At 41.7% G+C, this 25,505-nt stretch carries 19 protein-coding genes; 4 read left to right on the top strand and 15 right to left on the bottom strand.

Annotated elements, in window-relative coordinates:
• The first annotated feature begins 141 nt into the window (after positions 1-141).
• Positions 142-1,449 (top strand): PQQ-dependent sugar dehydrogenase, encoded by a 1,308-nt coding sequence (locus ACP26M_RS09195; RefSeq protein ID WP_426588161.1) that lies wholly within the window; start codon positions 142-144, stop codon positions 1,447-1,449.
• Between the two features lie 260 nt (positions 1,450-1,709).
• Here the strand turns inward: ACP26M_RS09195 and ACP26M_RS09200 are convergent, their stop codons facing one another.
• From ACP26M_RS09200 to ACP26M_RS09235, 8 genes are all read right to left on the bottom strand, one after another.
• Positions 1,710-2,180 (bottom strand): RidA family protein, encoded by a 471-nt coding sequence (locus tag ACP26M_RS09200; protein ID WP_426588163.1) that lies wholly within the window; start codon positions 2,178-2,180, stop codon positions 1,710-1,712.
• A gap of 45 nt (positions 2,181-2,225) precedes the next feature.
• A complete protein-coding gene (locus ACP26M_RS09205; protein WP_426588165.1) occupies positions 2,226-3,959 on the bottom strand; it encodes a carboxypeptidase-like regulatory domain-containing protein in 1,734 nt (577 codons plus the stop codon).
• Positions 3,959-4,921, bottom strand: coding sequence for a FecR family protein (locus ACP26M_RS09210; protein WP_426588167.1), 963 nt, complete (start codon positions 4,919-4,921; stop codon positions 3,959-3,961). The genes ACP26M_RS09205 and ACP26M_RS09210 overlap by 1 nt, the downstream gene beginning before the upstream one ends.
• 1 nt (position 4,922) lies before the next feature.
• Complete coding sequence (locus ACP26M_RS09215; RefSeq protein ID WP_426588169.1) at positions 4,923-5,528, bottom strand: RNA polymerase sigma-70 factor; 606 nt, start codon at positions 5,526-5,528, stop codon at positions 4,923-4,925.
• A gap of 241 nt (positions 5,529-5,769) precedes the next feature.
• Positions 5,770-8,139, bottom strand: a complete 2,370-nt coding sequence (locus tag ACP26M_RS09220; RefSeq protein ID WP_426588171.1) for a response regulator — start codon at positions 8,137-8,139, stop codon at positions 5,770-5,772.
• A gap of 295 nt (positions 8,140-8,434) precedes the next feature.
• Positions 8,435-10,291 carry a glycoside hydrolase family 35 protein gene (locus ACP26M_RS09225; protein ID WP_426588173.1) on the bottom strand — a complete coding sequence of 619 codons (1,857 nt, stop codon included), beginning with the start codon at positions 10,289-10,291 and terminating at the stop codon, positions 8,435-8,437.
• A gap of 278 nt (positions 10,292-10,569) precedes the next feature.
• Positions 10,570-11,424, bottom strand: a complete 855-nt coding sequence (locus tag ACP26M_RS09230; RefSeq protein ID WP_188831883.1) for a sigma-70 family RNA polymerase sigma factor — start codon at positions 11,422-11,424, stop codon at positions 10,570-10,572.
• An 11-nt stretch (positions 11,425-11,435) separates the two neighbouring features.
• Positions 11,436-12,434 (bottom strand): NAD-dependent epimerase/dehydratase family protein, encoded by a 999-nt coding sequence (locus tag ACP26M_RS09235; RefSeq protein ID WP_426588176.1) that lies wholly within the window; start codon positions 12,432-12,434, stop codon positions 11,436-11,438.
• Between the two features lie 148 nt (positions 12,435-12,582).
• Between ACP26M_RS09235 and ACP26M_RS09240 the strand changes: the two genes are divergently transcribed.
• A complete protein-coding gene (locus ACP26M_RS09240; RefSeq protein WP_090525447.1) occupies positions 12,583-13,056 on the top strand; it encodes an Lrp/AsnC family transcriptional regulator in 474 nt (157 codons plus the stop codon).
• A 10-nt stretch (positions 13,057-13,066) separates the two neighbouring features.
• Here ACP26M_RS09240 and ACP26M_RS09245 read toward each other — a convergent pair whose 3' ends face one another.
• Entirely contained in the window at positions 13,067-13,375 is a 309-nt protein-coding gene (locus ACP26M_RS09245) for a hypothetical protein (protein WP_091162842.1), read from the bottom strand.
• A 231-nt stretch (positions 13,376-13,606) separates the two neighbouring features.
• Here ACP26M_RS09245 and ACP26M_RS09250 point away from each other — a divergent pair, with 231 nt between their 5' ends.
• On the top strand, positions 13,607-13,882 hold the full coding sequence (locus tag ACP26M_RS09250; RefSeq protein ID WP_426588179.1) for an ArsR/SmtB family transcription factor: 276 nt from the start codon (positions 13,607-13,609) through the stop codon (positions 13,880-13,882).
• Between the two features lie 79 nt (positions 13,883-13,961).
• Positions 13,962-15,170, top strand: coding sequence for an MFS transporter (locus ACP26M_RS09255; protein WP_426588181.1), 1,209 nt, complete (start codon positions 13,962-13,964; stop codon positions 15,168-15,170).
• A 70-nt stretch (positions 15,171-15,240) separates the two neighbouring features.
• On the opposite strand, the gene ACP26M_RS09260 is transcribed toward ACP26M_RS09255, so the two are convergent.
• From ACP26M_RS09260 to ACP26M_RS09285, 6 genes are all read right to left on the bottom strand, one after another.
• On the bottom strand, positions 15,241-16,485 hold the full coding sequence (locus ACP26M_RS09260; RefSeq protein WP_426588183.1) for a DUF4998 domain-containing protein: 1,245 nt from the start codon (positions 16,483-16,485) through the stop codon (positions 15,241-15,243).
• A gap of 34 nt (positions 16,486-16,519) precedes the next feature.
• The gene (locus tag ACP26M_RS09265; RefSeq protein WP_426588185.1) at positions 16,520-17,725 is read right to left on the bottom strand and encodes a DUF5000 domain-containing lipoprotein; all 1,206 of its coding nucleotides are present in this window, start codon (positions 17,723-17,725) and stop codon (positions 16,520-16,522) included.
• 37 nt (positions 17,726-17,762) lie between these two features.
• Positions 17,763-19,739: a RagB/SusD family nutrient uptake outer membrane protein gene (locus ACP26M_RS09270; RefSeq protein ID WP_426588187.1), complete on the bottom strand. Its 1,977-nt coding sequence runs from the start codon at positions 19,737-19,739 to the stop codon at positions 17,763-17,765.
• 18 nt (positions 19,740-19,757) lie between these two features.
• A complete protein-coding gene (locus ACP26M_RS09275) occupies positions 19,758-23,270 on the bottom strand; it encodes a TonB-dependent receptor (RefSeq protein WP_426588190.1) in 3,513 nt (1,170 codons plus the stop codon).
• A gap of 239 nt (positions 23,271-23,509) precedes the next feature.
• Positions 23,510-24,655, bottom strand: a complete 1,146-nt coding sequence (locus tag ACP26M_RS09280; RefSeq protein WP_426588192.1) for a FecR family protein — start codon at positions 24,653-24,655, stop codon at positions 23,510-23,512.
• 37 nt (positions 24,656-24,692) lie between these two features.
• Positions 24,693-25,223: an RNA polymerase sigma factor gene (locus ACP26M_RS09285; protein ID WP_176624545.1), complete on the bottom strand. Its 531-nt coding sequence runs from the start codon at positions 25,221-25,223 to the stop codon at positions 24,693-24,695.
• Positions 25,224-25,505 lie beyond the last annotated feature (282 nt).

The following is a 25,505-nucleotide window of genomic DNA, read 5'->3' on the forward strand; positions in this document are numbered from 1 at the left end:
AATTCGGCCACAATAGATTGCGGCCGAATTTTATTACTGATATACTTAAATAAAAAAAACAACATTGTCACTCGATTACTACAAAACAGATTTTAGGATTATCGGTATATTTACTTAATTTGATAACCGTTAATCTTTACCATGAAAAACCGCAAATTATTACGTTCCATACTGCCTGTAGTTGCTATGGGAGGTATCATGTTTATTACAGCCTGCAAAAGTAATAGCGACTCGAAGAAAACTGCCGATAGCACTTCTACCCCTGCTCCATCAACAGAAAACGCGGGTATTAAAACTCCTGAAGGCTTTAGCGCCAGTATTATTGCTGAAAAACTTGGTGGTACCCGCCATATCGCCATTACACCGCAAGGCGACATCTATGTAAAGCTTACCAATGTTAAAAACAACAAGGGGATATTAATGCTTCACGAAGATGGCGGCAAGGCTACCGTAAAGAACAGCTTTGGCGCTTATAGCGGCACAGGTATGTCGATTAAAAACGGATACCTGTATGCATCGTCGGATGAAGAGGTTTTTCGTTATAAACTGAACGATAAGGGCGAGGTGATCAATCCTGATCAGCCCGAAAAAATAGTGACCGGCCTTATTAGCCGTCATGAGCATGAAGCTAAGGCCATAACGCTTGATAACGATGGCAACATTTACGTAAACATTGGCGCTTACTCAAATGCCTGCCAGGTTGAAGACCGAAAAAAGGGTTCCCCGGGCCAAAAAGGCTGCCCTATTTTAGATTCGGCCGGCGGCATCTGGCAGTTTAAAGCAGATAAATCGAACCAGCATTATGGCGATGGTATGCGTTATGCCACCGGTCTGCGTAATGTTGTAGGCATCACCTGGAACCAGCAAAACAACCAGCTTTTTGTAATGCAGCACGGCCGCGACCAGCTTTTTGAATTCTATCCACAATATTTCACTGCTAAACAATCGGCCATATTACCTGCCGAGTGTATGTATGCACTTAAAAAAGGTGATAACGCAGGCTGGCCTTATATGTATTACGACCAGGAACAACATAAAAAAATGCTGATGCCTGAATATGGCGGCGACGGCAAGATTGAAGGCGGAAAAGATGCTATCGACCCCGCAGCTGCTTATCCGGGCCACCTTGCCCCTAATGGCCTGTTATTTTATACCGGCGATCAGTTCCCCGCAAAATATAAAAATGGTGCATTCATAGCTTTTCATGGTTCATGGAACCGCGCACCTGAACCGCAGGCTGGTTACTTCGTGGTATTTCAACCATTTAAAGATGGCAAGCCTGATGGTCAGTGGGAAGTTTTTGCCGACGGCTTTTCTGGCTCTGCTGCTAATACAGCTTCAGGTGCTGCGGCCCACCGTCCATGCGGCTTAGCGCAAGGCCCGGATGGCTCACTTTACGTTACCGATGATGTAGCTGGAAATATTTATAAAATCACCTATAAAAAATAATGACGGACTAAAAAAAGGCCCCTCATTTTATTATTCATAATCTTGCTTACAAGTATTACCTCACAGGTATAAACAAGGCATAAAAAACCGGCGACAAGGAAACCTTTAGTCGGTTTTTTAAATTAATTGCCTTTGGCAATAAGGCAAATACGGTAACTGTTGCACAGGTAAAGGTAGCAAGGGCCGCCAATAAAAAGTGGTAACACGTAAGTCAAATCAGTCTACGAAGTTTTTAAAACTTAGCAGGCTTAATATCAACCTCACTTCTTTTTGATAACAGCTGTCGCTTTTATCTCAATTAAAATATCATCCCTGAAAAGCTTGCTTACCTGCACCAGTGTACTTGCGGGTGGTTGCTTTGTATTCACATATTTATCCCTGATGTTACGAATTACCTGTACCTGCGATGCGTCTATGATATAGTAGTTCAATTCAATCAGGTCATCCATAGTCCCGCCTGCAGCCTCAACAATGTTTTTGATATTGGCAAAAACCTGTTCAGTTTGGCTGGCCAGATCGCCTTTGCCGGCAAGCTTGCCAGCCTGATCCAAGCCAACCTGGCCCGACATGATCACCATTTTATTTTTTCCCAGATCAATAATTACAGCGTGCGAATAGCCAAAAGGCTTGCCAATAGTAGATGGGTTTAAGAACGTCACTTCTTTATTAGCCTCCTGGGCAAAACAAGCCGACGATGCGCAGAACAAAATGAGATAAAGGAGTTTTTTCATCAGGTAATTATTGGTTTCCACAAATTTGAACATATTAAAGCACACTTACAATATGGTGATACCGGCCGACCAACCGATCCAGCCCTTTGTACGGTTGCCCCAATCAATTAAACCGGGTTTGCCTTTTATGATCTGCTGAATATCGCTGTCTCCGGGATGATTGCCATAATTAGTATAAACATTAAACGACGGTCCTGCAAAGAAGCTTACTTTTGAGCTTGCCCTGAAATTGAGCAATGCACTTACCCGGTTTATTTGATTTTGATTTTTCCATCCTTTAGCCAACAATAAATGCGTTGAGCCTTCGGCAGAAAGTAACAGGTTATTGTTAAGAATAAAATCGTGACCCAAACCAAAACCTGTGCTGTAATAAACATGCTTGTCCGTAAAATTAACGCCGCCTGATATGATGGAATACAGTTTAGCATTCCCCGATTTAAAGGCGATGTTTGTTGTATTGATCTCGTTGCTATATACCTCAATTTTGGCATATCCATTACGCGAAATGTTTAGTAAACCTATGCCATAACCATCGAGTGTATCAGCAATATTTACCATAGCAAATGACACGCCTTTTATAACCCGGGCTTTATTGAAAATTCCGGCTATCTGCATTCCCCTTGCTTCGTTGCCTGTAACATTGGCTATCCCCGCAATACTAAAACCTTTGTTGTTTTTCCGGGTGTAATTGTAAATACCTGCCGCCTGGACACCTTTGCTATTGCTCACGTGGTTAAAGATCCCGGCAAGCTGAACACCATTGAGACTGTCTTTTACCATATTGTATATGCCTGCCGCCTGGATACCTTCTATGTTTTTCTGGTCGTTATTATTAATCCCGGCCAGTTGAACACCTTTGCTGTTACCACCAACAATATTAAAGAGCCCGGCCGCCTGTACATATTTAACTTCCTGTTTGTTGATATTAAATAGTCCCCCAAGTTCAACGCCGTTAACACCGCCGTTGTACCCCCCTAAAATATTGAGCGAAAAGTTGTTGACTATTTGCCCGCTCATTATACCATGGCTTCCTAAGCTTGGCAAAAGCGAGGTTTGTACCGGAACTGTCGAAAGATAACCGCCTAAATTAAGGTTCTGTATTTTCTGGCCTGATGAAAGGAACATTCTGCCCAGCCAGCTCCTGTCTGATTTTGAATTTGCGGCATCGGCGCTGTAATAATATTCGCGTGATTTTATGGATACGTTTACATTATTTAAAAAATTGATACTGGTATCACGATATAGCTCCTTGCTTACGTTAAGTGTAATCATACCGTTGGCTTTTACCTTGAGCTGGAAGTAACCGTTCTGATCGGTAAGGGTTGATTCCAGCGAATTTTTTTCATAAACACTGGCATTGTAAAGTTTTTTGCCGGTGATATCATCATACACGTAACCGCTGATGTAATAAACATTGCCTGGCCCGGCCAGGGTATCAGGCACAAGTGTTAACCTGTACGGCGTAGGCCGGAGTATAATATATCCCGGCGACTCCTTATAATCAACCCTGCCGTGAAACAGCTCGTCAAGCAGGTTTTTAATTGTTTGCCCGGATGATACTATGCTCACCACGCTATCGGTTTTGATGACATCATTGCTGTACGAGAAATAAAACTTCCCTTTTTCGCCGATAATGGTGAGGATCTCGGCTATCTTTTTTTGTTTAACATTGAGCGCTACAGTACGGTTCAGGTTATCCTGCGCCAGCGCATTGGTAATGAGCAGGCAGCCCGCCAACACGAGCATTATATAAAATAATATGTTTAGTTTCTTTTCCATCAGTTTTTGATTATGATGAGATGAGGCTTTTTGACCACTTTAACATCGCCAAGGGTTTTGCTTATGACCTCTAATATCCCATCAAGTGAACCAGCTTTAAATGTGGTTGTTATAGTCCTGTTAGCCAGCTTTTTATTATCTATGACAATATTTGCGTGATAGGCTTCATTAAGCACATCCACAAGCCGCCACAGTGGTGTTTTATTGGCTACGAACTTTTGGGTACGATAATAATTATATAGCTCATCCTGGCTGCTGCCTTTCTGCAGGCGGCCACTTTGTACCGATGCTTTCTCCTTAGGCCTTAGTTTCACCACTATCTCCTGCTGAATTACCTGCACAACGCCGGTTTCAACAATAACCTCGGTATTGGAGCCGGTAGTTTTAATATTGAACGATGTACCTACCACCTTCACAACCAGGTCATTTACGTGGATCATAAATGGTTTTGATTTGTCATGAGCCACATCAAAAAAGGCTTCCCCCTTTAATGATATCTCCCTGGTACCGCCGGTAAATCTGTCCGGGTAATTCAACACCGAGTTTTTATTCATGGTGATAAATGATCCATCAGCTAAGGTAACCTTGCGTACTCTATTACCGCTTTGCAGTGTAAGCATATTGACTTTGACCGGCTTAAAAAGGGTGTATAAGAGCCCCGCACTTCCCAATATCACCAGCCACATAGCAGCCATTTTAAGCCAGCGGTTTACCGGTTTTAAAGGTTTAATTGTAGCCGGTGCTTTATCCCTGTTTTGCACCAGCTGTTTAAATTCGATCCATGAAGCATCGGGATCAAGCTTACTTTCTATATTAAGTTCGCGGCTGGTATCCCAGATCAGTTTAAAATGATCAAAATACTTTCGGTTATCGTCATTTTCACCAAGCCAGCGGTTGATGGTTTCGTTCTCAACCGGCGTGGTCTCGTTCAGCATGTATTTGGTTAATAAATCGTCCATCATGTTAAATAATATTAAAAGTCCGGCTGATAAGCCAAATGATCAACGGCAGGTAATCAACTAATTTGAGTCGTAATGTTTTTAGGGCCTTGCCCATCTGGTTCTCTACCGTTTTTATGGAGATTCCTAATTCATCAGCAATTTGCTGGTATTTTAAATCCTCAAACCTGCTCAGCTGAAACACTGTGCGGCATTTTTCGGGCAGGTCATTTAATGCCTGTTGTAATTTTTCTTTGAGGTCAAGCAGTTCCATACCGGCGCCTCCATCAACTTTATCTTTCGTCATATACAGTACGTGCTGCTGGTGGTTAACCTTTACTTTCTGGTGCCTGAGGTTATTGAGGCATTCGTTATAAACCGCGCCATACAAGTAGGCTTTTATCGAACCGGTGAAATTCAACCGCTCCTTTCGTTCCCAGAGCCGCATAAAAACGTTTTGTACCATCCCCTTCGCCGTATCTTCATCTCTTAAAATAGAGACAGCATACACATGCAACGGCCTGATGAAGTGCTTATATACCTTTTCAAAGGTTGCTTCATCGCCCGAGAGCAGCAGCGGGATCAATTGTTCGTTATTTATATCCAAAATATGATCAGTTTGGGTTAACATTCAATTAAATCTTAATGCGGTAATTAATGTTTGTAAGGATGTTTATCCATTTATTTTCCTCAATCATCCGCCTGGCCCAATTATTATCGGGAGAATAAATAAAAGTAATAAGAAGTAATAAGGAAGCTAATCTGTTCATTTTAGTAAAATTTATCCTGAAACACGCCAGGATCATTTTACCCCTATGAGTAAATGAAATTTTTATTTAGAAAATAAACAGGAAGTTTGATTCACGAACATCTTACACATGCTCCTGCTTAAAAACGTGGTGCAATACTTTACTATGTAGTTCATCGGGTAAAAAAGGTTTCATCACAATATCGTCAAAACCTGTTTTATAAGCTTCGTCCTCTACATCTTTGGGAAGATTGGCGGTAAGCGCTATAATGGGGATATTTATACCGTTCAATCTCATTTTTTTTGTGGATTCATACCCATCCATCACAGGCATTTGCAAATCCATCAACACAAGACGATGTTTTGACGTATCCAGCTTGTCAAGTGCTTCTTGCCCGTTGGTTGCCACATCAGTAGTGGCGCCCCAACGTTTTAAATAAGTTTGCGCTACCAGCACATTCATCGGGTTATCATCAACCAGCAAAATAGAGACCCCGCTCAGGAGCTTATCATTTGCATTGGGTTTAACGTTAACATTAATTGCCTCCGATATTTTACCCGCTTTTTCAAAGGTTTTAATAAAATAAAATACTGAGCCCACTCCTTCCTCACTAATTAACTGCAAGGACGATTCCTGTAACTCCAATATTTTTTTACTGATTGCAAGACCTAAACCTGTCCCCCCAAAACTGCGTGATATGGACGAATCAGCCTGTGTAAAGCGTTCAAATATGAGTTTCTGTTTGCCACGGGGGATACCGATACCAGTATCTTTAACAAACACCATTAATGTGGCAGTAGTTTCGGTTTGTTCTTTCACCTCAATCCCTAACACAACCTCCCCGCTTGGGGTAAACTTTATGGCATTATGAACCAGGTTAGTAATTACCTGCGATAAGCGGGTGGGGTCGCCAAGCAGTTTATGCTGCAATTTCTTATCAAAATCAAGGCGTAGGGTTATATCCTTATCGTGCGCTACTGTTTGCAAACCACCTACTACATTACGGGCAAGTGCAGCCAGGTCCATTTCAATGCTTTCAAAAGTTATCTTCCCGGCTTCTATCTTGTTATAATCCAATACATCATTCACTATTGCCAAAAGATTATTAGCCGAAAAAAGCATGACGTTGAGATGTTCGATCTGATCCTTGCGTGGCTCGTTCTTAAGCAGCAAATGGCTCATCCCTATTACCGAATTGAGCGGTGTCCGGATTTCATGGCTCATCGTGCTCAAAAATTCACTTTTAACCTTCAAACCCTGTTCAGCTTCGGCCCTTGCCTTTTTCAATACAAATGATACCCGGTGCGCTAAAACAAGCGACTGCAAAAAGAAAAAAGCGATATATCCTAAAAAACTAACCAACTGCAGCGGAGGTATTAATGCCCAGTAATGAAAAAGCGATATCGCAAATACCGACATTAAAGCAAACGCGCTCATTAAAGCATAAACAGATCCAGGCCTGTTATTGCGCCAGGCTTTTGAGTATACATAAGGAATATAAACCAGGCAAAACAGCATCACTGCTAAAAATGGGTTCACGAGCTGGGTAAAAATCCAGGGAGGACTAAATAATGTCATTAAAGTGAACGAAAAGCAAATGCCGTTAATAATATTTACAACCCGGCGATTTACATCTGCCGGATATAAGTATAACGTATAAAGCCCAAACAGCCCTATCCCTAAAAATAAGCTCATATATTCCAGCCGGGCCGTTATGTACCAGTTAATATTAGGCAATAAGGTGTGCAGCACATAGTTATCTGTACCTATGATCCGGTAACTATAAACTATAGAGAACAGGGCAAAAAGTAAAATGGCTTTATCACGGCTGCCCAGCAGGTATAAACCAAGGAAAAACAATCCCCCCATCAGTAAACAGCCCGTCAGCATCAGATCAATACCTTCGGCGCGATGCCGGGCCAGATCAATTCTTTCCGCAAGCCCTATGAAAATGGGTTTACTAATCCCTCCTTTACTGTGTATAAAATTGGAAACTTGTAATGTGATATTGATGGTATCGCTGTTGGGCAGGGCAACAGCATGATATTCCCAATGTGCTTCAAATCCCTTTCGGGAAGTAGTTGCTTTCCCATTTGACGATACTAACTTTTTGTTAATATAAAGCCTGTACGCGCTGTAAACATCAGGCATGGCCAGCTTTAATTCGCCGTGTTTTTGGGGAAGTAAAATTTTAAGCCGGTAAGTACCATAGCCAAACGCAGGTAGCTTTTTGCCCCGCCAGGTATACCCACTCCATTTAAATGGAAACTCAACCAAAAGCCTGTCCTTAATAGCAGTAGTGTCATTGGGATTTACTAATTGGTTCCAATAGAACAGCCAGTTTCCGGTCAGTTCAATTTTATCATTGACAGGCTGATTACGAAGATCGAGTACGCCGTGCACCGCGGCTACATAGGTATTTTGTGCAGATACCCTTGCTTTGGTTCCGATCAATAATATAAATACAACATATAGAACCTTACTGATCTTCATCGATTTACGGCACCTATTATCAAACCAAAAGCTTGTAAACTGTTTCGTTCAGAAATATGAAACAGGATTATTTTCCTTAATCTAACTTAGAATTTCATAATTAAGTGTGAATATAACAACCCGTACCAATATTTAGAACTATTATTAAGGCTTATCTATTGATATAAACGATAGGTTAAATTACCCATTATGTTTAAATAGTAATAGTTAAATATTAAAACTCAACCCTGTTGAATAACAGCCATAAAAAAACGACAGGATAGGTTCCTGCCGTCATTCCTTATGTTAAATTATATTATTTACTTACCGGGCCATCTAATACCGGCACGGTTACCGTAGCGATGTCTGTTTGCTGGATATCATTCAACTGATCAAGTACAACGATACTGTTTGTACCTTTTTTAAGCCAGCACCCTGGCAAATAAAGCGTTTGCTGTGGCCCAATTTTCCAATAGCGGCCAATGTTGATCCCATTTACGAATACTATACCTTTACCCCAATTCTTCATGTCTAAAAAAGTATCTCCCACTTTATTCAGGTCAAATGTTCCCTGGTAAAGTGCTGGATGGCCCGCTGTGTTTGTTGTGCCTGCCCCGAGCGCCGGTGCTTTATCCATAGGTAGCTTATACATTTGCCAGTTGCCTGTAATTTCATGATCGTCAACCTTCACCGGGCTAATGATTCCTTTAAGATTGTGAATGATCTCGCCACCGTAATTGATCCTGCCAAGGTTTTCAACCAAAATATCCAAACGCGCATTAAAAGGAATATTTATAGGGCAGCTGAATTTATTGCTTTGCCTGTTAAGCTCCGCAATTTTTTCGCCATTTATATATATGGTTGCATAATCCCTCAAACCTTCCAGGTTTAAAGTGCCGCTGACAGGTTGGGTAAATTTACGGCTGTATAATACATAGCCATTGCCCTGGTTAAGCTCTTCAAATGTTTGCGGGGTATCGCTTTCTACTGCCTGCTGATCTTTCGCCATCTCCAGCAAATCGGTTGTTTTGGTAAGCTTAATAGCCGGAATACGGATCCCAGGGAGCTGCGCAGGCACTTCAGGAATAGCATAAGCTGCATACTTTTTCATCATGTTGCGGATAGCTGTAAACTTGGGAGTTACCCATCCTGCCTCGCTGATAGGGGCGTCATAATCATAGCTGGTGATATCCGGCTGAATTTGATGTTCCTTGTCATAATTAGCACCGCTTGTGAAACCAAAATTGGTGCCACCATGTGCCATGTATATATTAAATGATACGGTATCTTTCAAGTACTTCTCCAGGTCTTTAATTACCGAGGTCTCGGATACTTTTTCAAATTTCTCGCCCCAATGGTCAAGCCAGCCAGGATAATATTCGGCCACCATATAAGGGCCTTTTCCTCCGTTATATTGGTTAATGAGCTTCTTCAAATTTTTGGTATCACCTTCGCCATTGGCAGTTGGCAATGCCCCTTTAATTACGCCGCCTTCAAACAACCAGTCGCCATCAGAAGTAAACAATGGCACATCAACGCCCGCTTTTAAAAGCAGATCTTTTATAGCTGCGCTGTAAATTTTATGATCGGCAAGCGGCACATCCTTACGCTGGGCTACATATGATCCAAATTCATTTTCGGCCTGAACCATGATTATTGGCCCGCCATGGGTTATTTGCAAGTCTTTAACCTGCCCCATCAACTGGTTAATATAAGTTTTGCATGAATCAAGGAAGCGTTCGTTTTTACTGCGGATAACCAATTGTTTATCATTTTGGAGCCACCAGGGATAGCCGCCAAATTCCCATTCGGCACAAGCATAAGGCCCCGGCCTTAATATTACCATTAAGCCCTCCTGCTGTGCGGTTTTTACAAACTCGCGGATATCGCGGTTATCCGTTTTAAAATCCCATACACCCGGACTGACCTCATGATGGTTCCAGAAAACGTAAGTAGCAACCGTATTCATACCCATTGCCCTGAGCATTTGCAGGCGCTGCTTCCAGTAAGCTTTAGGGATTCTTGCAAAATGCATTTCGCCCGAGTGGATTTGGATGGGTTTTCCATCATAAATAAAATTGCCATCAGCAATTTTAAAACTATGTTTCGCCTGGCTAAAAACCTGTGAAATTGTGAGGGTTAGCAATAATAAAGAGAGGAGTATTTTTTTCATTTGCATTTGTAGGGTTGAACATGATTGACCGTATATTAAGTGTACCGACCATGATGTTTTTAAGTTCCTAAATTATAAAGGTTAAATAGGAATGCCTAATTTCCTGCGATCTTAATTTAGCGCAAACGTTTGCTTAATTCAGCGAATGCAAGATAAATGGTTCAGGAGCTCATTTTAGTCGCAAATTAGCCCTGAATAATGGGCTAGTGAAGTTAACAAACAAAGGATAAAGCACCGAAAGAAATTAAGACACAGAAAATAAATCCCTACCCTTTATCTTAAATTTCAAGTTTTTGCAAATTAGCACTTTCCCTAAGCTTGTCAATAGCCCGGTTTCTTAGCTGCCTCACCCTTTCTGCGCTAATACCAAGCCGGTTACCGATTTCGGGAGCCGAGAGTTCACTGTGCCCGTCCAGACCATAATGATAAAACACAACAGATCGTTCAGCATCGTTTAGCTTATTAAGCAAATCATCAAGCTGTTGTTTAAGTTGGTAAGCTTCCAAAAGGCCTTCTATTCCGGGTTCATCTGTATGTAAACGATCAAGCAGGCTGTATCCGTCATTGCCGGGTGTATCGGCTTTATCATACGAATGAGTAAAAGGAGCCACATGTAAAGCTTCTTTTACTTTCCATTCAGCAGTTTCCAGGAATGCCGCTATTTCATCCTGGACGGGCAGTCGCTCAAGTCGTTGTTCCAGAACCCCTGTAGCCCTGTTAACATGAACAATCATATCCACCTGGTTGGCAGGCAGGCGGATCATCCGCGTTTTATCCAACAGCGCTTCCATGATTCGCTGCCTGATCCACCAAACTGCATAAGATATAAACTTGAAGCCGCGGGTTTCGTCAAACCGTTTCGCAGCTTCAAGCAAACCCAAATTACCTTCGCTTATCAGGTCGCCCATGGGCATGCCCTGGTGCTGATACTTTTTTGCCACGGAAACCACAAAACGCAGATTGGCCTTTACCAACCTATGCAAAGCCGACAGATCTCCCTGCCGGATCTTCCGAGCTAACAGAACTTCTTCTTCCGTATTGATAGTTGGCTCGCGGGCAATATCACTAAAATACTTTTCCAGCGAAGCAGCATCCCGGGCTGTGATCGATTGGGTAATATTCAGGTCTCTCATTAAACCCTTATTTAACTCACTGCGGCAGTATTGCTGTTATTTTTATAAACAGGCGTAAGATGACCGAGCATATCTGCAGTCATAGTAGCAAGATCATATTCAGGACGCCAGTTCCAGTCGCGCCTTGCTTCAGCATCCTCAACACCGGCGGGCCATGAGTTTGCAATGGACTGGCGCTTGTCGGTGTTATAACTAATGGTAAAATCGGGCAGGTGATTTTTCAACTCTACGGCAAGCTGAGCAGGTGTAAAACTTAAAGCACCGATATTATATGCTCCGCGTTCTTTGAGTGCTTCCACGGGCGCGTTCATCAGTTGAAGTGTAGCCCTTACCGCGTCATCCATATACATCATAGGTAATGCGGTGTTGGGGCTTAGGTAGCATTCGTAACGTCCATTCTGCAAAGCTTCGTGAAATATAGCTACTGCATAGTCTGTAGTGCCCCCGCCAGCAGGAGCACTGTAGCTGATCAATCCCGGATAACGCAAGCTGCGTACATCCACCCCATAATGCTCCCTGTAATAGGCGCACCACTGTTCACCAGCTTCCTTACTGATACCGTAGACCGTTTGCGGATCAAGCAAAGCATTCTGGGAGCTGATCTTACGTGCTGTTGATGGCCCAAATACGGCAATACTGCTCGGCCAGAACACTTTATCCAATTTATGATCTTTGGCTGCTTCCAATATATTGAGCAGGCTTTGCATGTTCAGGTGCCATGCTTTTAGCGGGGCCTCTTCTCCTTTGGCAGATAAGGTAGCTGCGAGGTGATAAATTTGAGTTACTCCATAGGTAGCAACCAGATTTTCCAGCTCATCTTTACCTAATACATTTAACTGGTGATATGGCCCCTCTAAATCCGGGAGTGCCGCAGCATCATGCAAGTCAGTGGCAATTACTTGTTCCCTGCCATAAACATTTCTTAAAGCGGCAACCAGTTCGGTACCGATCTGCCCCCGGGCACCCGTAACAAGGATTACCGGGGACGGTTGATTTTTTTCGTACTTCATAGTATTATGACGTAAAATTGTATATTCACAACCTCATAATCCACACAGCACTTAAAATTTAGTTTTTAAGACTAAAAATATTCTTAAAAACAGGTTTTAAAACTTTTTGTAAATATTTAAAGCTTATATTTTAGTTTTTATAACTCTTATGCTCAACCAACTCGATGAAACAGATATCCGCATACTCCAGCTTTTACAGGAAAATGCACGCCTTACCGGCCAGGAGATAGGCCTTAAGCTTAACAAAACCACTACTCCTATTAATAACAGGATCCGTTCGCTCCAGGAGCGAGGCTATATAAAAAAATATGTTGCGGTGCTTGATCATGAAAAGCTTGAGCTGGATTTCATGACCTTTACGCATGTGCAACTGAAGGACCACAGCCAGCACAGTTTAAGTCATTTTGAAAGTGAGATCATTAAACTTCCGGAAGTGCTGGAGTGCTATCATCTCACCGGCGATTTTGACTTTATACTTAAGGTAACCGTAAAAGACCGCAAAGAGTATTATGATTTTTTGATGAACCGGCTTTTCGCGGTTGTTGCTATTGGCAAGGTAGAAACCAAACTCGTGATGAAAGCTGCGAAAACAGAAACGGCATTACCAATCGGCAAACAGTAGTTTTAGTGCATTAAAAATAGGTCTCCGTAGACGCCACAAGCGAAAGCAGCTCAAGCTTAGGTTCGACTTCTAAATCACTGGCCTCAAGTTCGTCAGCAAACTTATGGAACGAAGCCAGCCCTTGTAATACAAGGTGGGCTTCTTCATTTTCGAGCTGATCGAAATGCATGAATGTTTTACCGTCGGGCAATAGCCATGCTGTATATTTAATACCGGGATGATTTAAAGTTTTCAACTCTTCAACAATGGCAGCGATGTTCCGCTGATTGGTGGCCGCAAACTCCGCGCGCGTGGTGTATTGTACTCTTACTACTTTCATACGATAAAATTAAGATCAGCACGATCACTATTAAACAGGCAAATGTGCCAACAAACGGGGGTGTTTGTGACAAAATGAAACACAGGAGAAGCATCTCTCCTCCATTAGGCCTGCCCATATATCCTTTTATTGTCATTTATATGCTTTAAATACATAGAAACATTTCTATATGTTAATATTATTTTACCTTTACATTATAACGTTGATTACATATAATTGACGGCAAAAAAAATGGACAACAAAAAAATAGAGAAAATATCCAGGGCGCTGAGCGATGCAAACCGGATAGCTATTTTACAACAGTTTAAAAAAAGGAAAGATTGCCTTTACTGTGCAGAGGTAAACGACCTCCTTGACCTTACCCAACCTTCCGTATCACACCATCTTAAACAGCTGGTTGATGCCGATTTATTGTTATCACAAAAAGAAGGCCGCAACCTTAAATATGTATTGAACCAGCGGGTACTTGATGAATACATTGCCTGCCTAAACGAATTGAAAAGTTAAGTATTAATATCTTCTGATTTAACCCGCTATTTCAAAGCAAAAAACATCGAAACATTCAAATATTTAAATATATCTACTCATGAATAAATTAATCTACATTATGGCCCTTGGTGCCTTCGGTATCATAACCACGGAGTTCGGGGTTATCGGTATCCTTCCCGACCTGGTGAAAGAATTTCATATTTCCATTGATACGGCAGGCTGGCTGCTTAGTGCCTTCGCGTTAACGGTGGCGCTTGCAGGCCCGTTTACCAATATGCTAACAGCACGTCTTAACCGCAAATTTGTGATGTGCCTGGTATTGGGAATATTTGTTGTTTCTAACCTGTTATCGGCAATAGCGCCTAACTTCACCGTACTTATGATTGCCCGTATACTACCGGCGTTTTTACACCCGGTGTTTTGGGCTGTATCCATGACTGCAGCTGCAAAACAAGCAGGGCCAAAAGATGCGCCCAAAGCCATCTCTATAGTAATGGCCGGGCTTAGCGTTGCTACCGTGTTGGGCGTACCCTTAACCACTTATATGGCAGATATTTTTAGCTGGAGGGCGTCTTTTATCTTATCAGCCGTCATTAACCTGTTAGCCTTTGGCGCGTTGACGCTATTTGCACCTTCAATGCCGGTTAACGAGGAACAGGCAAGCCCCAAAAGCCAGGTAAAGCTACTGCGGAGTGCGCACTTATGGATTAAGCTACTGGCTTCAACCATTATCCTGGCGGGCATGTTTGCCACCTATGGTTATCTTGCAGAATATCTGGATAAAGTTTCGCGTATGAGCGGGGCGCAGATCAGTATCATGCTGTTGGTATTTGGTGGTACAGGCATTGCCGGTAACTGGTTTATGGGCATTGCGCTTAGCAAAAATGTAACACTAACCACACGCCTGTTTTTACTTTCATTGATCGCAACCCATATATTAGCGTATCAGTTTGGCGGGCATTTTATTCCGATGGTTGTTATTCTTTCGGTTTGGGGGTTTATACATACCGGGGGATTCCTGGCGGCCAACATACAACTTACCCATGGTATTCAGGAACCAGCGCTTGACTTTGTAAACAGCCTGCTTCCCTCCTTCTTTAACGCCGGTATTACATTGGGCACTTTACTGGGTGGTTTTGTGATTGCCCATTATGGTATCCATCAAGTAATCTGGATGACAATACCACTGCTTTTACTTGCATTTGGCATGAGTTTTATTACCTCAAATGCAACAAAAAAATCAATATCAGCTCAAATTAAGGAAATACCTGAGGACGAACCTGTACAGGTAGCCATTTATGAATAAGCTCAATTGTAAACGGTAGCTAAATTAAAGTAAAAAGTCCCTGGCTTACACCGGGGACTTTTTATCATTTTTAATTTTTAAACAGTTTAATATTAAACACCGTAAAATAATTGCCTGGGTTTCCATTACCAACCAGGTTACCCAGAAATCCTATGGACACAACCTGCGGTGAAGAAAGTGTAAAAGTAAAAGTTTTCACATCCCTTGAACTCGGACTGGTTGTACCAGCCTTTGCGCCGTTATACATCTTTACAGATCCCAGCGCTGTTGAAAGATCTGCGAGTATCGGGATGCCGTTCCCTCCGGCGGCTGCCACACAGTAAACCGATGAATTTGATTGCACTTCCGAATAGGCATCAAATGACACAGTATAACTTCCTGCCGATAGCTGCGAAGACGTAGCCTGATATACTATACCGTTTACAACAGGTGTATTGTTCCATGTTTCCCAGTTAATAGTACCGCCGCCATCAGAACTATAGCCCCCATTGGTACCGCCATCTTTATTTTTGGCCGCCGCATTGGTTATCCATGGCGCGGCGAGGGTTCCCCAACGGCCATCAAAGGTGTTTCTTTGAAAAGGCCCTGTGTTTAAGAGGTAAGCATTAGTTACATCGATTACTTTCTGATCTACGTAATCTGCATAAAAAGTATCGATGGCCGTTTTATTGGGTTTAAAACCTGTGCGGTAACTAAGCGTTTTTCCGGCATTAAATTTAGGCAGAGAGGTGCTTAAACCAGTTGGCTGTGATACAATTACTGTATCGCGTTGTTTATTGGCAGCATCTGTGTATTTTAGTTCCATTGAAACCAATCCGTCATCAGCATTAACGTCAGCCCAGTTAATTAACGCGGAGCCATCTGTTTGTAATTTGACCGCGATTATACCTCTATTGATAAGTGAACTTTGGTAAAGAGTACCATATACATTAGCAGCCAATGTAACCGGAACGGAAATATGGCCCCCGTTATCAAAAGTGCGGACCTCGAAGGTCATTGTACCTTCAGGTAAATTAGGTATGACCAATTTAGCCGTGTCAACCCCTGATGTACGGGTTACAGGCGTTTCTATCGAATCTTGTTTACTGTTCCAGTATACCCGGTATTTCACAATTTTAGGATCAGATGTAAACAGACCAGTTAGCAAAACACGGTTCTTGCCAGAAAACACCTGAACGGAATCCAGTTTGCCCGGATATATTATTGCCCCATTGGGCTCATATTTCTTTTTATAATCATCCATTTTTGTACAGGCGCTCATAGTGAAAGCAGCCAGCACTAAAAGATAGCATGATGTTATTTTATATAGTTTCATAATTGTAATTAAATTGATAAATGCATCGGCCTTGTTACTTTCCAAACATGGTAAATTCACTGATACTCATAAAGTACGATCCTGTCCAGTTACGCAAGCTCCTGATCCTGATGTATCTGTAAGCACTTAATCCGGCCGGAAAATCAAAGCCCCATCCATCGTGTGCGTATTTATAATCAGCGGCTGTTTCCGTACCTGAAGGTGAACCAGATGGTTTTACTATGTTACAGGTTAACAATTTCGTCCATGAAGCATCCAGCGCGCCATTCACATTTGGCGAATTTGATCCCCATATTTCAAAATCACGCAAATTACCCCTTACATAATATACATTACCGATCTCGATGAATGGATTGAGAATAAAGCGGCTGAATACCCTTTGTTTACCAAGATCGATTGTTACCATTTGCGGGCTTCCGGCACTTTCAACCGTAAAGAGGCAATTTGGCCAACCGCCGGTAAAGTTTCCATCAAAAATTTTGGTTACATCGGTATATGAATACAAGTTGGTTGCGTCGCCTGGCAGCTTGTAAACCGACCAATCCGATTTTGAAAACTGCTCCTCATAAAAAGGTGTAAGATTTAAAAATAAAGTGTCGGATTTATTTAAAAATCTATCCCTTACAAAGAATGCGTACTTACGCTCAATAGCCGGCTGACCTCTTACAGCAGCTTTTATTGAGATGCTGTTACTGTAAACATTATCCATACCCTTTGGCTGCACATATAAACCATTGTTAGCGGTATCAACCATTGGTACAATAACCAGGTTATCCTGGGTAAGGTTATCACAAGCAATGTTAAAACCACCGAAAGTAGCAGTTATTTTAAGTGATCGGTAAGCAAGAAGATACGGTGGCGTTAAAGGGTTTGCTGTGACACTAACAGGTGCCGAAACCTTTTCGCTTGAATTTACCGCGTAAAGCTTTATCACATGTGCCAGGGTATCGCCAAAGCCATCAACAGTTAATGTATTGGTGTAGCGTGATGCAATTACCTCGCGTGTTTTACCCGGAGAGGTTTCGTAAACTGCTTTTACGTAAAACAGATCATTATCTCCGGGTAACGTATAAGTTAAACTGGCTTTACCGTTTTCGTTTTGTACCTGCACGTTGGTAACAACTCCAGGCGGGTTGTTATTAGTTATAGTAGGTTTATTAAGTGTTTCCTGCTTACAGCCTGTTATTATTATTGCTAACAACCCGATCCAGAAAGCAGCCCGTAATTTCATTGTTTCCATGTGAATGTTTTTATTGTTAAACATATTGTCGCTATATCTACCAGTTAGGGTTTTGAACCAGGTTTTGGTTAACCAGTAAATCGCTTTCTTTTATTGGCCATAAGTAATCGCGCGGAATCACAAAATGCCTCGAAAAAATCAACCGTTCGCGATAATATAACTGAGGTGAATTTTCGCTTATTGTCCATCCTGTTACGTTTCCATTAAGTTCAACACCGGCTGTTTTCCAGCGTAAAAGGTCCCAAAACCGGTGGCCTTCAAAACAAAGTTCAAGGCTGCGTTCCCGCTGTATGATTGACCTCATTCCTTCTTTCGTAGTATATTTGGTTGGATTAATACTGTAATTAGTCCAGGCATCCTGAACCGTAGGCAGGCCGGCCCGCGCTCTCACGCGGTTTACGTAGGTATATACATCAGCTACAGGCCCCTGAGCTTCATTTAATGCCTCTGAATAAAGCAAATACAGATCAGACAAACGCATTTCGGGCCAAGGGTAATTGATATAGGTAACCGTTGCCCATTCGTAGTGCCAGTTAAGGGCTTTTTTCATATAAAAACCAGCAATTGGTATAGGTGACGATTGCCCAACTTCGGCACCGCGGGCCTTCATCCACCAGGTATCTTCATCGGTTTTAGTTGGGCTGTTGGCCATATACCAAACACCGCGGTCAAATCCAAGGTCGGCATAATAACGTGGCTCCCGGTCAAAATTAAGCCTTGCAGTTGTTTCCCCTTCTTTGATGTTAAAACGCTCGTCATGGGTACCAACCCTTAGCTGAGCTATATCACTAAAATCAAGCGTTTTATCTTCGTTAATCGGCACCCCGTTTTTAGTGTAGAACATCTTAGCCATTTTTAAGGTAGGGCCAAGTAACGGGCGATTGGCTGACTTTGCGGCATCGGCATTGTTAAAATCATATTGCCCGGCGCACATCGACTGGAAGAATGAATTATAGTTGATGTTATTATTGGCAGTTAGCCCCCATATCAGCTCTTCATTCCACTTTTCGCTCATCGCGTTTCTTATACCCATTTGAGTCATAGTAGTTTGACTAAGTGGATTAGTAGGTGTAGGAAACGTATAAAGGCGTATATTTTGCGACTCGCAAAAATCAATGGCTGCTTTGCAGGCATCGGCAGCGCGCTGCCATTTTTCGGCACTAAAAGTGGGGTTAAACAACTGCTCGCCATCCTTATTCTTGAATGAATTATAATCCGGGTTGCCATTAAACAACGGGCTCGCCGCCGTTACTAACAATTTGGCTTTCATACTCAAAGCAGCCGCCTTGGTAACACGCCCCAGTTCACTTCCTTCATTCCTGATTGTTAAAGGTAATTTTGCGGCAGCCTGATCATATAACCCGGCTATATAATTTACTACTTCATCAACCGGCCGGCGTTTTACCCGTATATCGTCAATGGAGGCGTCAATAGGCAGATTTTTATCGATAATGGGGATTGGCCCATAAGCCCTGAAAAGTTGAAAATGATAAAAAGCTTTTAAAAATTGAGCTTCTGCAATCCAACGCTCACGTGTGTCAATATCCAAATCAAGCACTTTGCCTTTGTCGCTTACATTTTCAATAAAAACATTACAATCCCGTATAGCCTTATAATTCGCAGCCGCGTCCCTGGTACCATTCATATAATTAGCAATAGGATCTGACGAGGTTTGGAATCCTCTGGGCAACTGCAGTACATTTGTTGACCGTATGTGATTTGCAGGGTCTTCCACCCAAACTTCATCACCGGCGGTAAGCCCAACATTATAAGTGGGATCTGTTTCCGTAGGTAGGTATGAGTAGCAGGTAAACAAATACTTTTCGGCCTCGGTTTGTGAAACAAAGGCGTTGGCTATTGTTGATACGTTATCAGGTACAACATCCAAAAAAGATTTTTTACAGGATGTTACCGGCACAATCATTATTAAGATCATTATTACCATGGAGATATTTCCCTTTGGTGTTTGATTTAATACCGATTGCTTAATTTTTTGTATAAAATTACTTTTCATATAATTAATTTGAAAGCTTTAAAATTCTACCCGCAGGCCCACGTTAAATACTTTTTGAATCGGGTAACCCAATCCTGAGGTTCCCATTTCGGGATCCCAAAGCTTGAAGCTACTGAAGGTTAACAGGTTTAAACCGTTTAGATAGATACGTGCGCTATTCAAATGGATAAACTTGAGTTGACTCTTATTGAAATTGTATCCAAGTTCTGCCGACTTCAGGCGCAGGAACGAGCCTTTTCTTAACCACCATGTTGATGTTGGAGAATTTGGTGTAGCGCTGTTGTTGGCTTGTATGGTATTACTTAAGCGTGGCCAAAACGCATAAGGGTTACGATTATCTTCAGACCAGTGATCATCGGCAATTGATTTTAACAGACCGCTTTGGTTACCTGTATTAAGGCCGTTGTTCTGCAGGCCGCTCACTAAATAAAACGGAGAAATATCTGCTGAATTGATGACAAAAGAAGACCTTGCCGAGCCCTGGAAAAACGCGCTGATATCAAAGTTTTTATACCCAACAGAAAAACCGAAACCGTAGATAATTTCCGGCACTTGCGGATACCCTATCGGCACTATATCTGAACTGGTTATTTTTCCATCGCCGTTCATGTCGCGGTATTTAATATCGCCGGCTTTATAGTCGCCAAAGCTTTGGACGGGCGAGTTGGCTACCTCTACATTGTCAATAAATAACCGCTCGGCTATAAGGCCATATATCTGGCTTAAGGAATTACCTACTTTGCTCAGGTATTGAAGGTTATTTGGATAAACAGGTTCTTCATTTTTCAACAGCTTGCTCTTAGCATAAGTAAGCGTACCGCGCGATTGGATCCAGAAAGAGTTGTTAAAGTTTTTCTTGTAATCCATAGCAATGTCCACCCCTTTACTGGATGATTTACCTGCGTTTGAAGATATATCAGCTTGCAAACCCATAGAGGTTGGGATGGTGCTGCGTACCATTAAAATATTGTCACGTTTTTGTTGGTAGGCATCAACTGTTAAGGTGAAGTTTTTGGCCACAGTTAAATCCATGCCGAGGTTAGTTTGCCTTGATTGCTCCCAGGTAATATTCTGATTTTCATAACGTCTGGTAGCTACGCCCGGCCTGCTATATACGTAGTTGGTACCAAACTGGCCATAGGCGCCATTATTTAAACTAACGTCAGACAAATAGAAAAACCGATCTTCCGGCTTTCCGATCTGATCATTACCTACTAAACCATAGGTAACCCTGAATTTAAGGTTATCAATAGTTGAAAGCAATGGCTCAAAAAACTTCTCGTTCGACACTACCCAACCCGCACCTACAGACGGAAAAAAACCAAAACGGTGATTACTTGCAAAACGCTCAGACCCATTGTAACCAAAGTTAAACTCAAACAGATACCGGTTATCATAACCATAGGTAAACCTGCCCGATACCCCTTGATTACGTGACGGCAATGATAATTGTAATGTTTTGGCATTACCTGTAAGATAGTTACGCATAGTCCCGATCAGTAACCCGCTAACAGCATGTTTTTGAGCAAAGGTGCGGTTATAGGTTACCGCTGTTTCGATGTAAGCTATGGAATTAGAAACATTTAACGCCGGATCTTGATTATAAGTCAAATATTCGGTTGGCGTATTGCCAATGCTGCTGCCTGCCAATCCGTTATTAAGTAGCGTTAAGCCGTTAAAGGTTCCGTTAACTACATCTGATTGGTAATAATAAGGACTATACTGACGTGAAACAGTGAAGTATGAATAACGCGTAGTATACGCCATTGCCCTTGCCGATAAACCCTGCGTTATAAAATCAAGCTTTTGACTTAAGCTTAATTGCGCTGTCAGTGTGCTGGTATTTGAGCTTTGGAAACCAGACAGGGATTGCGCATAAGGATTCATATACAAACCGCCACCAGGTATAATGGCATTACCGAAAAGCGGGTGATTTACATATGGCAGCAAATTACCCGGATAAATTGCCGGAAAAGCTACAGGGTTACTCCAAAGGGCGTTTAAAAAAGTGTAACCACCACCGCCGATAGGGCCATGATAACTATCAAACTGGCCTTTTAAGCTCACCACCGCCTCGGTGGTTTTAGTAAGGTTTAAAGTTGTGTTTGATAAAAGAGAATATGATTGCAGCTTAATGTTGTTGCTGAAATTGTTAAGGCTGTTCTCGGCCAGGTTGCCATTATCAATATTATAGGTCATGGCCAGATAGTACTTAGCTTTTTCTGACCCGCCGCTGGCGTTCATATTAAACCGTTGGTTATTGGTTTTGGTTTTGATCAACTGCTTGATCCAATTATTACTGGGATATAACAACGGGTCATCACCTTTTGCAGTATGGTCTATTTTATTTTGCGAATAAGGCAAGATGCCCAGCGGATTACGGGTAAGTACCGCTTCATTAGCCAATGTCATGTAACTAATATTATCGGCCAGATCAATATTCTTGACGTTTGATGATGTTGAATTTTCACCGCGGATATTGAATTTTACAGCCCCCGTCTCACCACGCTTAGTTGTAACCAATATTACACCGTTTGCCCCCCTTGCACCATATAGTGATGAGGCTGTAGCGTCCTTCAGCACCGAAAAGCCCGATATGTCATCTGGTTGAAGCCTTGCCAGATCGGTGGTGCCCATTTCAATACCATCGATCAATATCAGCGGATCAACCTTACCAGCTCCAAACGTACCCACGCCCCTGATAAAGAACTGGGCATTATCAGCACCCGGTTCACCGCTTCTTTGGTAAGAGATCATCCCCGGTACAACGCCTGCCAACATGGTGGTAAGGTTACTTGACGGCCCCTTGAGCTGTTTAGGGTTTATAGAGGTAATCGAACTAACAAGGCTCGCCTTTTTTTGCGTACCGTAGGCAACTACGGTAACTTCTTCAAGGCCATTTTTATCAGCGCCCATTTGCACATTAATTTTATAAACGCCGCCGGCTGATGGAGAATAGTTTGCAAGATCAAATTCCTGCGATTTTGATCCCACAAATGAAAATACAATAATTGAACCTCCGCCTTCCTTTAAATTAAGAGTGTACTTTCCATCCATGTCTGACTGTGTGCCGTTCATGGTTCCCTTAACCTTAACACTTACACCTGGTAAAGTAAGGCCTTTGTCGTCAGAAACAATCCCCTGCACTTTTTTAGGAACGACGGCTCCTGCAGGTTCTTTTTTGGGAGGGTTTACAACGGGCGCGGGTTCGCTCTTTTCAATAACAACGAGTTGGTCACGCACTACATAATTCAGGTTTTTTCCTTTCAAAAGAACGCCGAACACTTCTTTCAGTTCAGCGTTTTTAAAATCAACAGTAACCAATTCTTTGTCATTCAAAAGAGTGTTACTGTAAAAAACGGTTAGGCCCGTTTGCTTTTTGATTGATTTAAATACATCGGCCAAACTGATGTTAGCCTTTTTAAGTGTTATTGGTCCAGTACCCTGCGCTTGTACAGCGCTATACCGGGTTACCAATAAAAGAAAAATAAAGGGCAGTATAAGCCGCCGGCTGAATAGAATTCTCTCCATATTTATTGGGTTTACGATTGGTTTTCTCTAAGACCTGTTCCTGCTAAAACGGGTGAACGGAAACAAGAAAAATTGTATTTTTTTTATTACAATGAAAAACAAACATTGTTAATCAACACTATTTCAATGCATTACTAATGCTACCCATTTGACAAACAAGGGCAAATGATTCCCATGGCGCTTAAGGGCCAGGCATTAAATAACCGGGAAACAGGTTGTGGTTTAACCGTGGCGCTTTCTTACCTGATGTGTAAAACCCCTTCCTTTAAAAGGGCCGAAACTCCTGCAGATGCTTTAATATTTTGAATGAAAACTTCAATTGGTTTGTTTTTTTGAATAGCACCACTAAATGCTTCGTCGGCTTTCGCTGGATCGTCAAAAACCACTTTTACATCAAACCAGCGGAGCAGCACATCGCTTATATCGTGAAGTTTAATGTTATGGAAATAATAAATATCATTCATCCAGGCCAGTTCAACAGCAGAATCAAATGGTTGGGCCCGAAACCCAGCCCCCGATGTATAAACAGCTTGGTAGCCAGGTTGTAAAAGCATTTTTTGTTTATCCTGACCGCTTGTTGATACCGAGCCCTCAACCAACGAAGTTACTGTTTCACCGGCATGATAAGTATTTACGTTAAACTCTGTACCTAAAACTTTTACATCAGTTTGGCCTGTATGAACTATAAACGGGTGGGCAGCATTTTTTGCAACTTTAAAAAAAGCTTCGCCTGTTAAGTACACTTCCCTGGTTTTGCCTAAAAATGAAAACGGGAAGCGCAGGCTTGATACAGAATTTAACCAAACCTGTGTACCGTCTGAAAGTACTATCCGGTAGTTTAATTTTGAAGGAATAACGAGTGTGCTCCACTCTTCACTTTTACTATTATCCACCTGGTAACTTAAACCGTTAACACTTTTCTTTAAATGAGCAAACGACATATTGATCACCTTTTTGCTGGTATCAGACAGGTTGATATGCTGCCCGTTTGCCAATCGTAGCTCAATGGCCGGTGTTTTAAGATTTCTTTTTGCAGCAACAAGAGCATTAACAGGCATTTGCCGCCAATAATATCCTGCGGTAAACGCGATGCATAATAAAGCTGCTACAGAAAGCCATTTTACTGCGCCTGCCCAGCCAGGCCTGATCGATCGCACCGGCTTTATTTCAGGCTGGATTGTATCCCAGGCTTTATTTTCATCAATATTATTAAAGAAGATTTGAGCTTTATCTGAAGTAAGTACCTGTTGCATTTCATCCCACAGTTGTTTAATCCGGGGATCATGTTGTATAGCCTGTTCAAGCAAATGACTGTCTTCCTCACTTATTACGCCTGTAATTTGCTCAATTATCAGTTCCTGAAAATACGCTTTATTGTATGTCATTATTTATAAGACCTCATTATGGATAAAAAGGGTGAACTTATTTGGCACTCTTTAACCCTTCTTTTAAAGTTTTTATTGCCAGTTTTAAATGAGTTTTCAAAGAATTTATGCTAATGCCCATTTCAAGGGCCGCATCTTTATACTTTTTATGCTCATAATGCACCAGCGTAAAAGCCTGCATCCGTTGTATCGACAAATCAGCCAGCACTTTTTCAGGATAAATTTCCGGTACAGGTGTTTCTTCCTCCTCTATTTCGGTAAGAGTATATTTATAATCTACCAATTTTTTTTGCGTTCGTGTTTCGCTTTCAACTTTTTTGAGGCATCTGTTACGGATTGCTGTAGTTAAATAAGCTTTTAATGACGAATTAATATTGGTATATAATTGTCTCTCCCAAAGATCAACAAAAAAACCCTGAACGGTATCTTCAGCTTCCATTTCATCCCGTAAAATATAAAAGGCCGATACATTAAGCAGCTTATAGTATTTTTTAAATACTGCTTCAAAGGCCTCCTTGTTCCCCAATTTTAATTGCTCAATAATATGAGCATCGTTCAAAATCTCCATGAATTGGTCTTAACTGGTTTATAATTAAATAGGTTGGGCTACTATAGAAAGCTAAATGTAAAAACTTTTATTGTCAAAACAACAATTATTAAAAAAAATTAAAAATCGTCACTTTATTCAAAACGTGAATCTCTAACAAGCTTTCTTTATTAAACTGGCTATTTAAAAATTATAATTTATAGCGGAGATATTATTGATACATCATAAGAAACGGGATATATCTTGCTTTTGAAAAAAATTCAAAAGCAATCGATTTCGTGCAGTAATTATTGTAATAAAAAC

This window comes from Mucilaginibacter sp. R-33, assembly GCF_049949235.1.
Taxonomy (GTDB): Bacteria; Bacteroidota; Bacteroidia; order Sphingobacteriales; family Sphingobacteriaceae; genus Mucilaginibacter.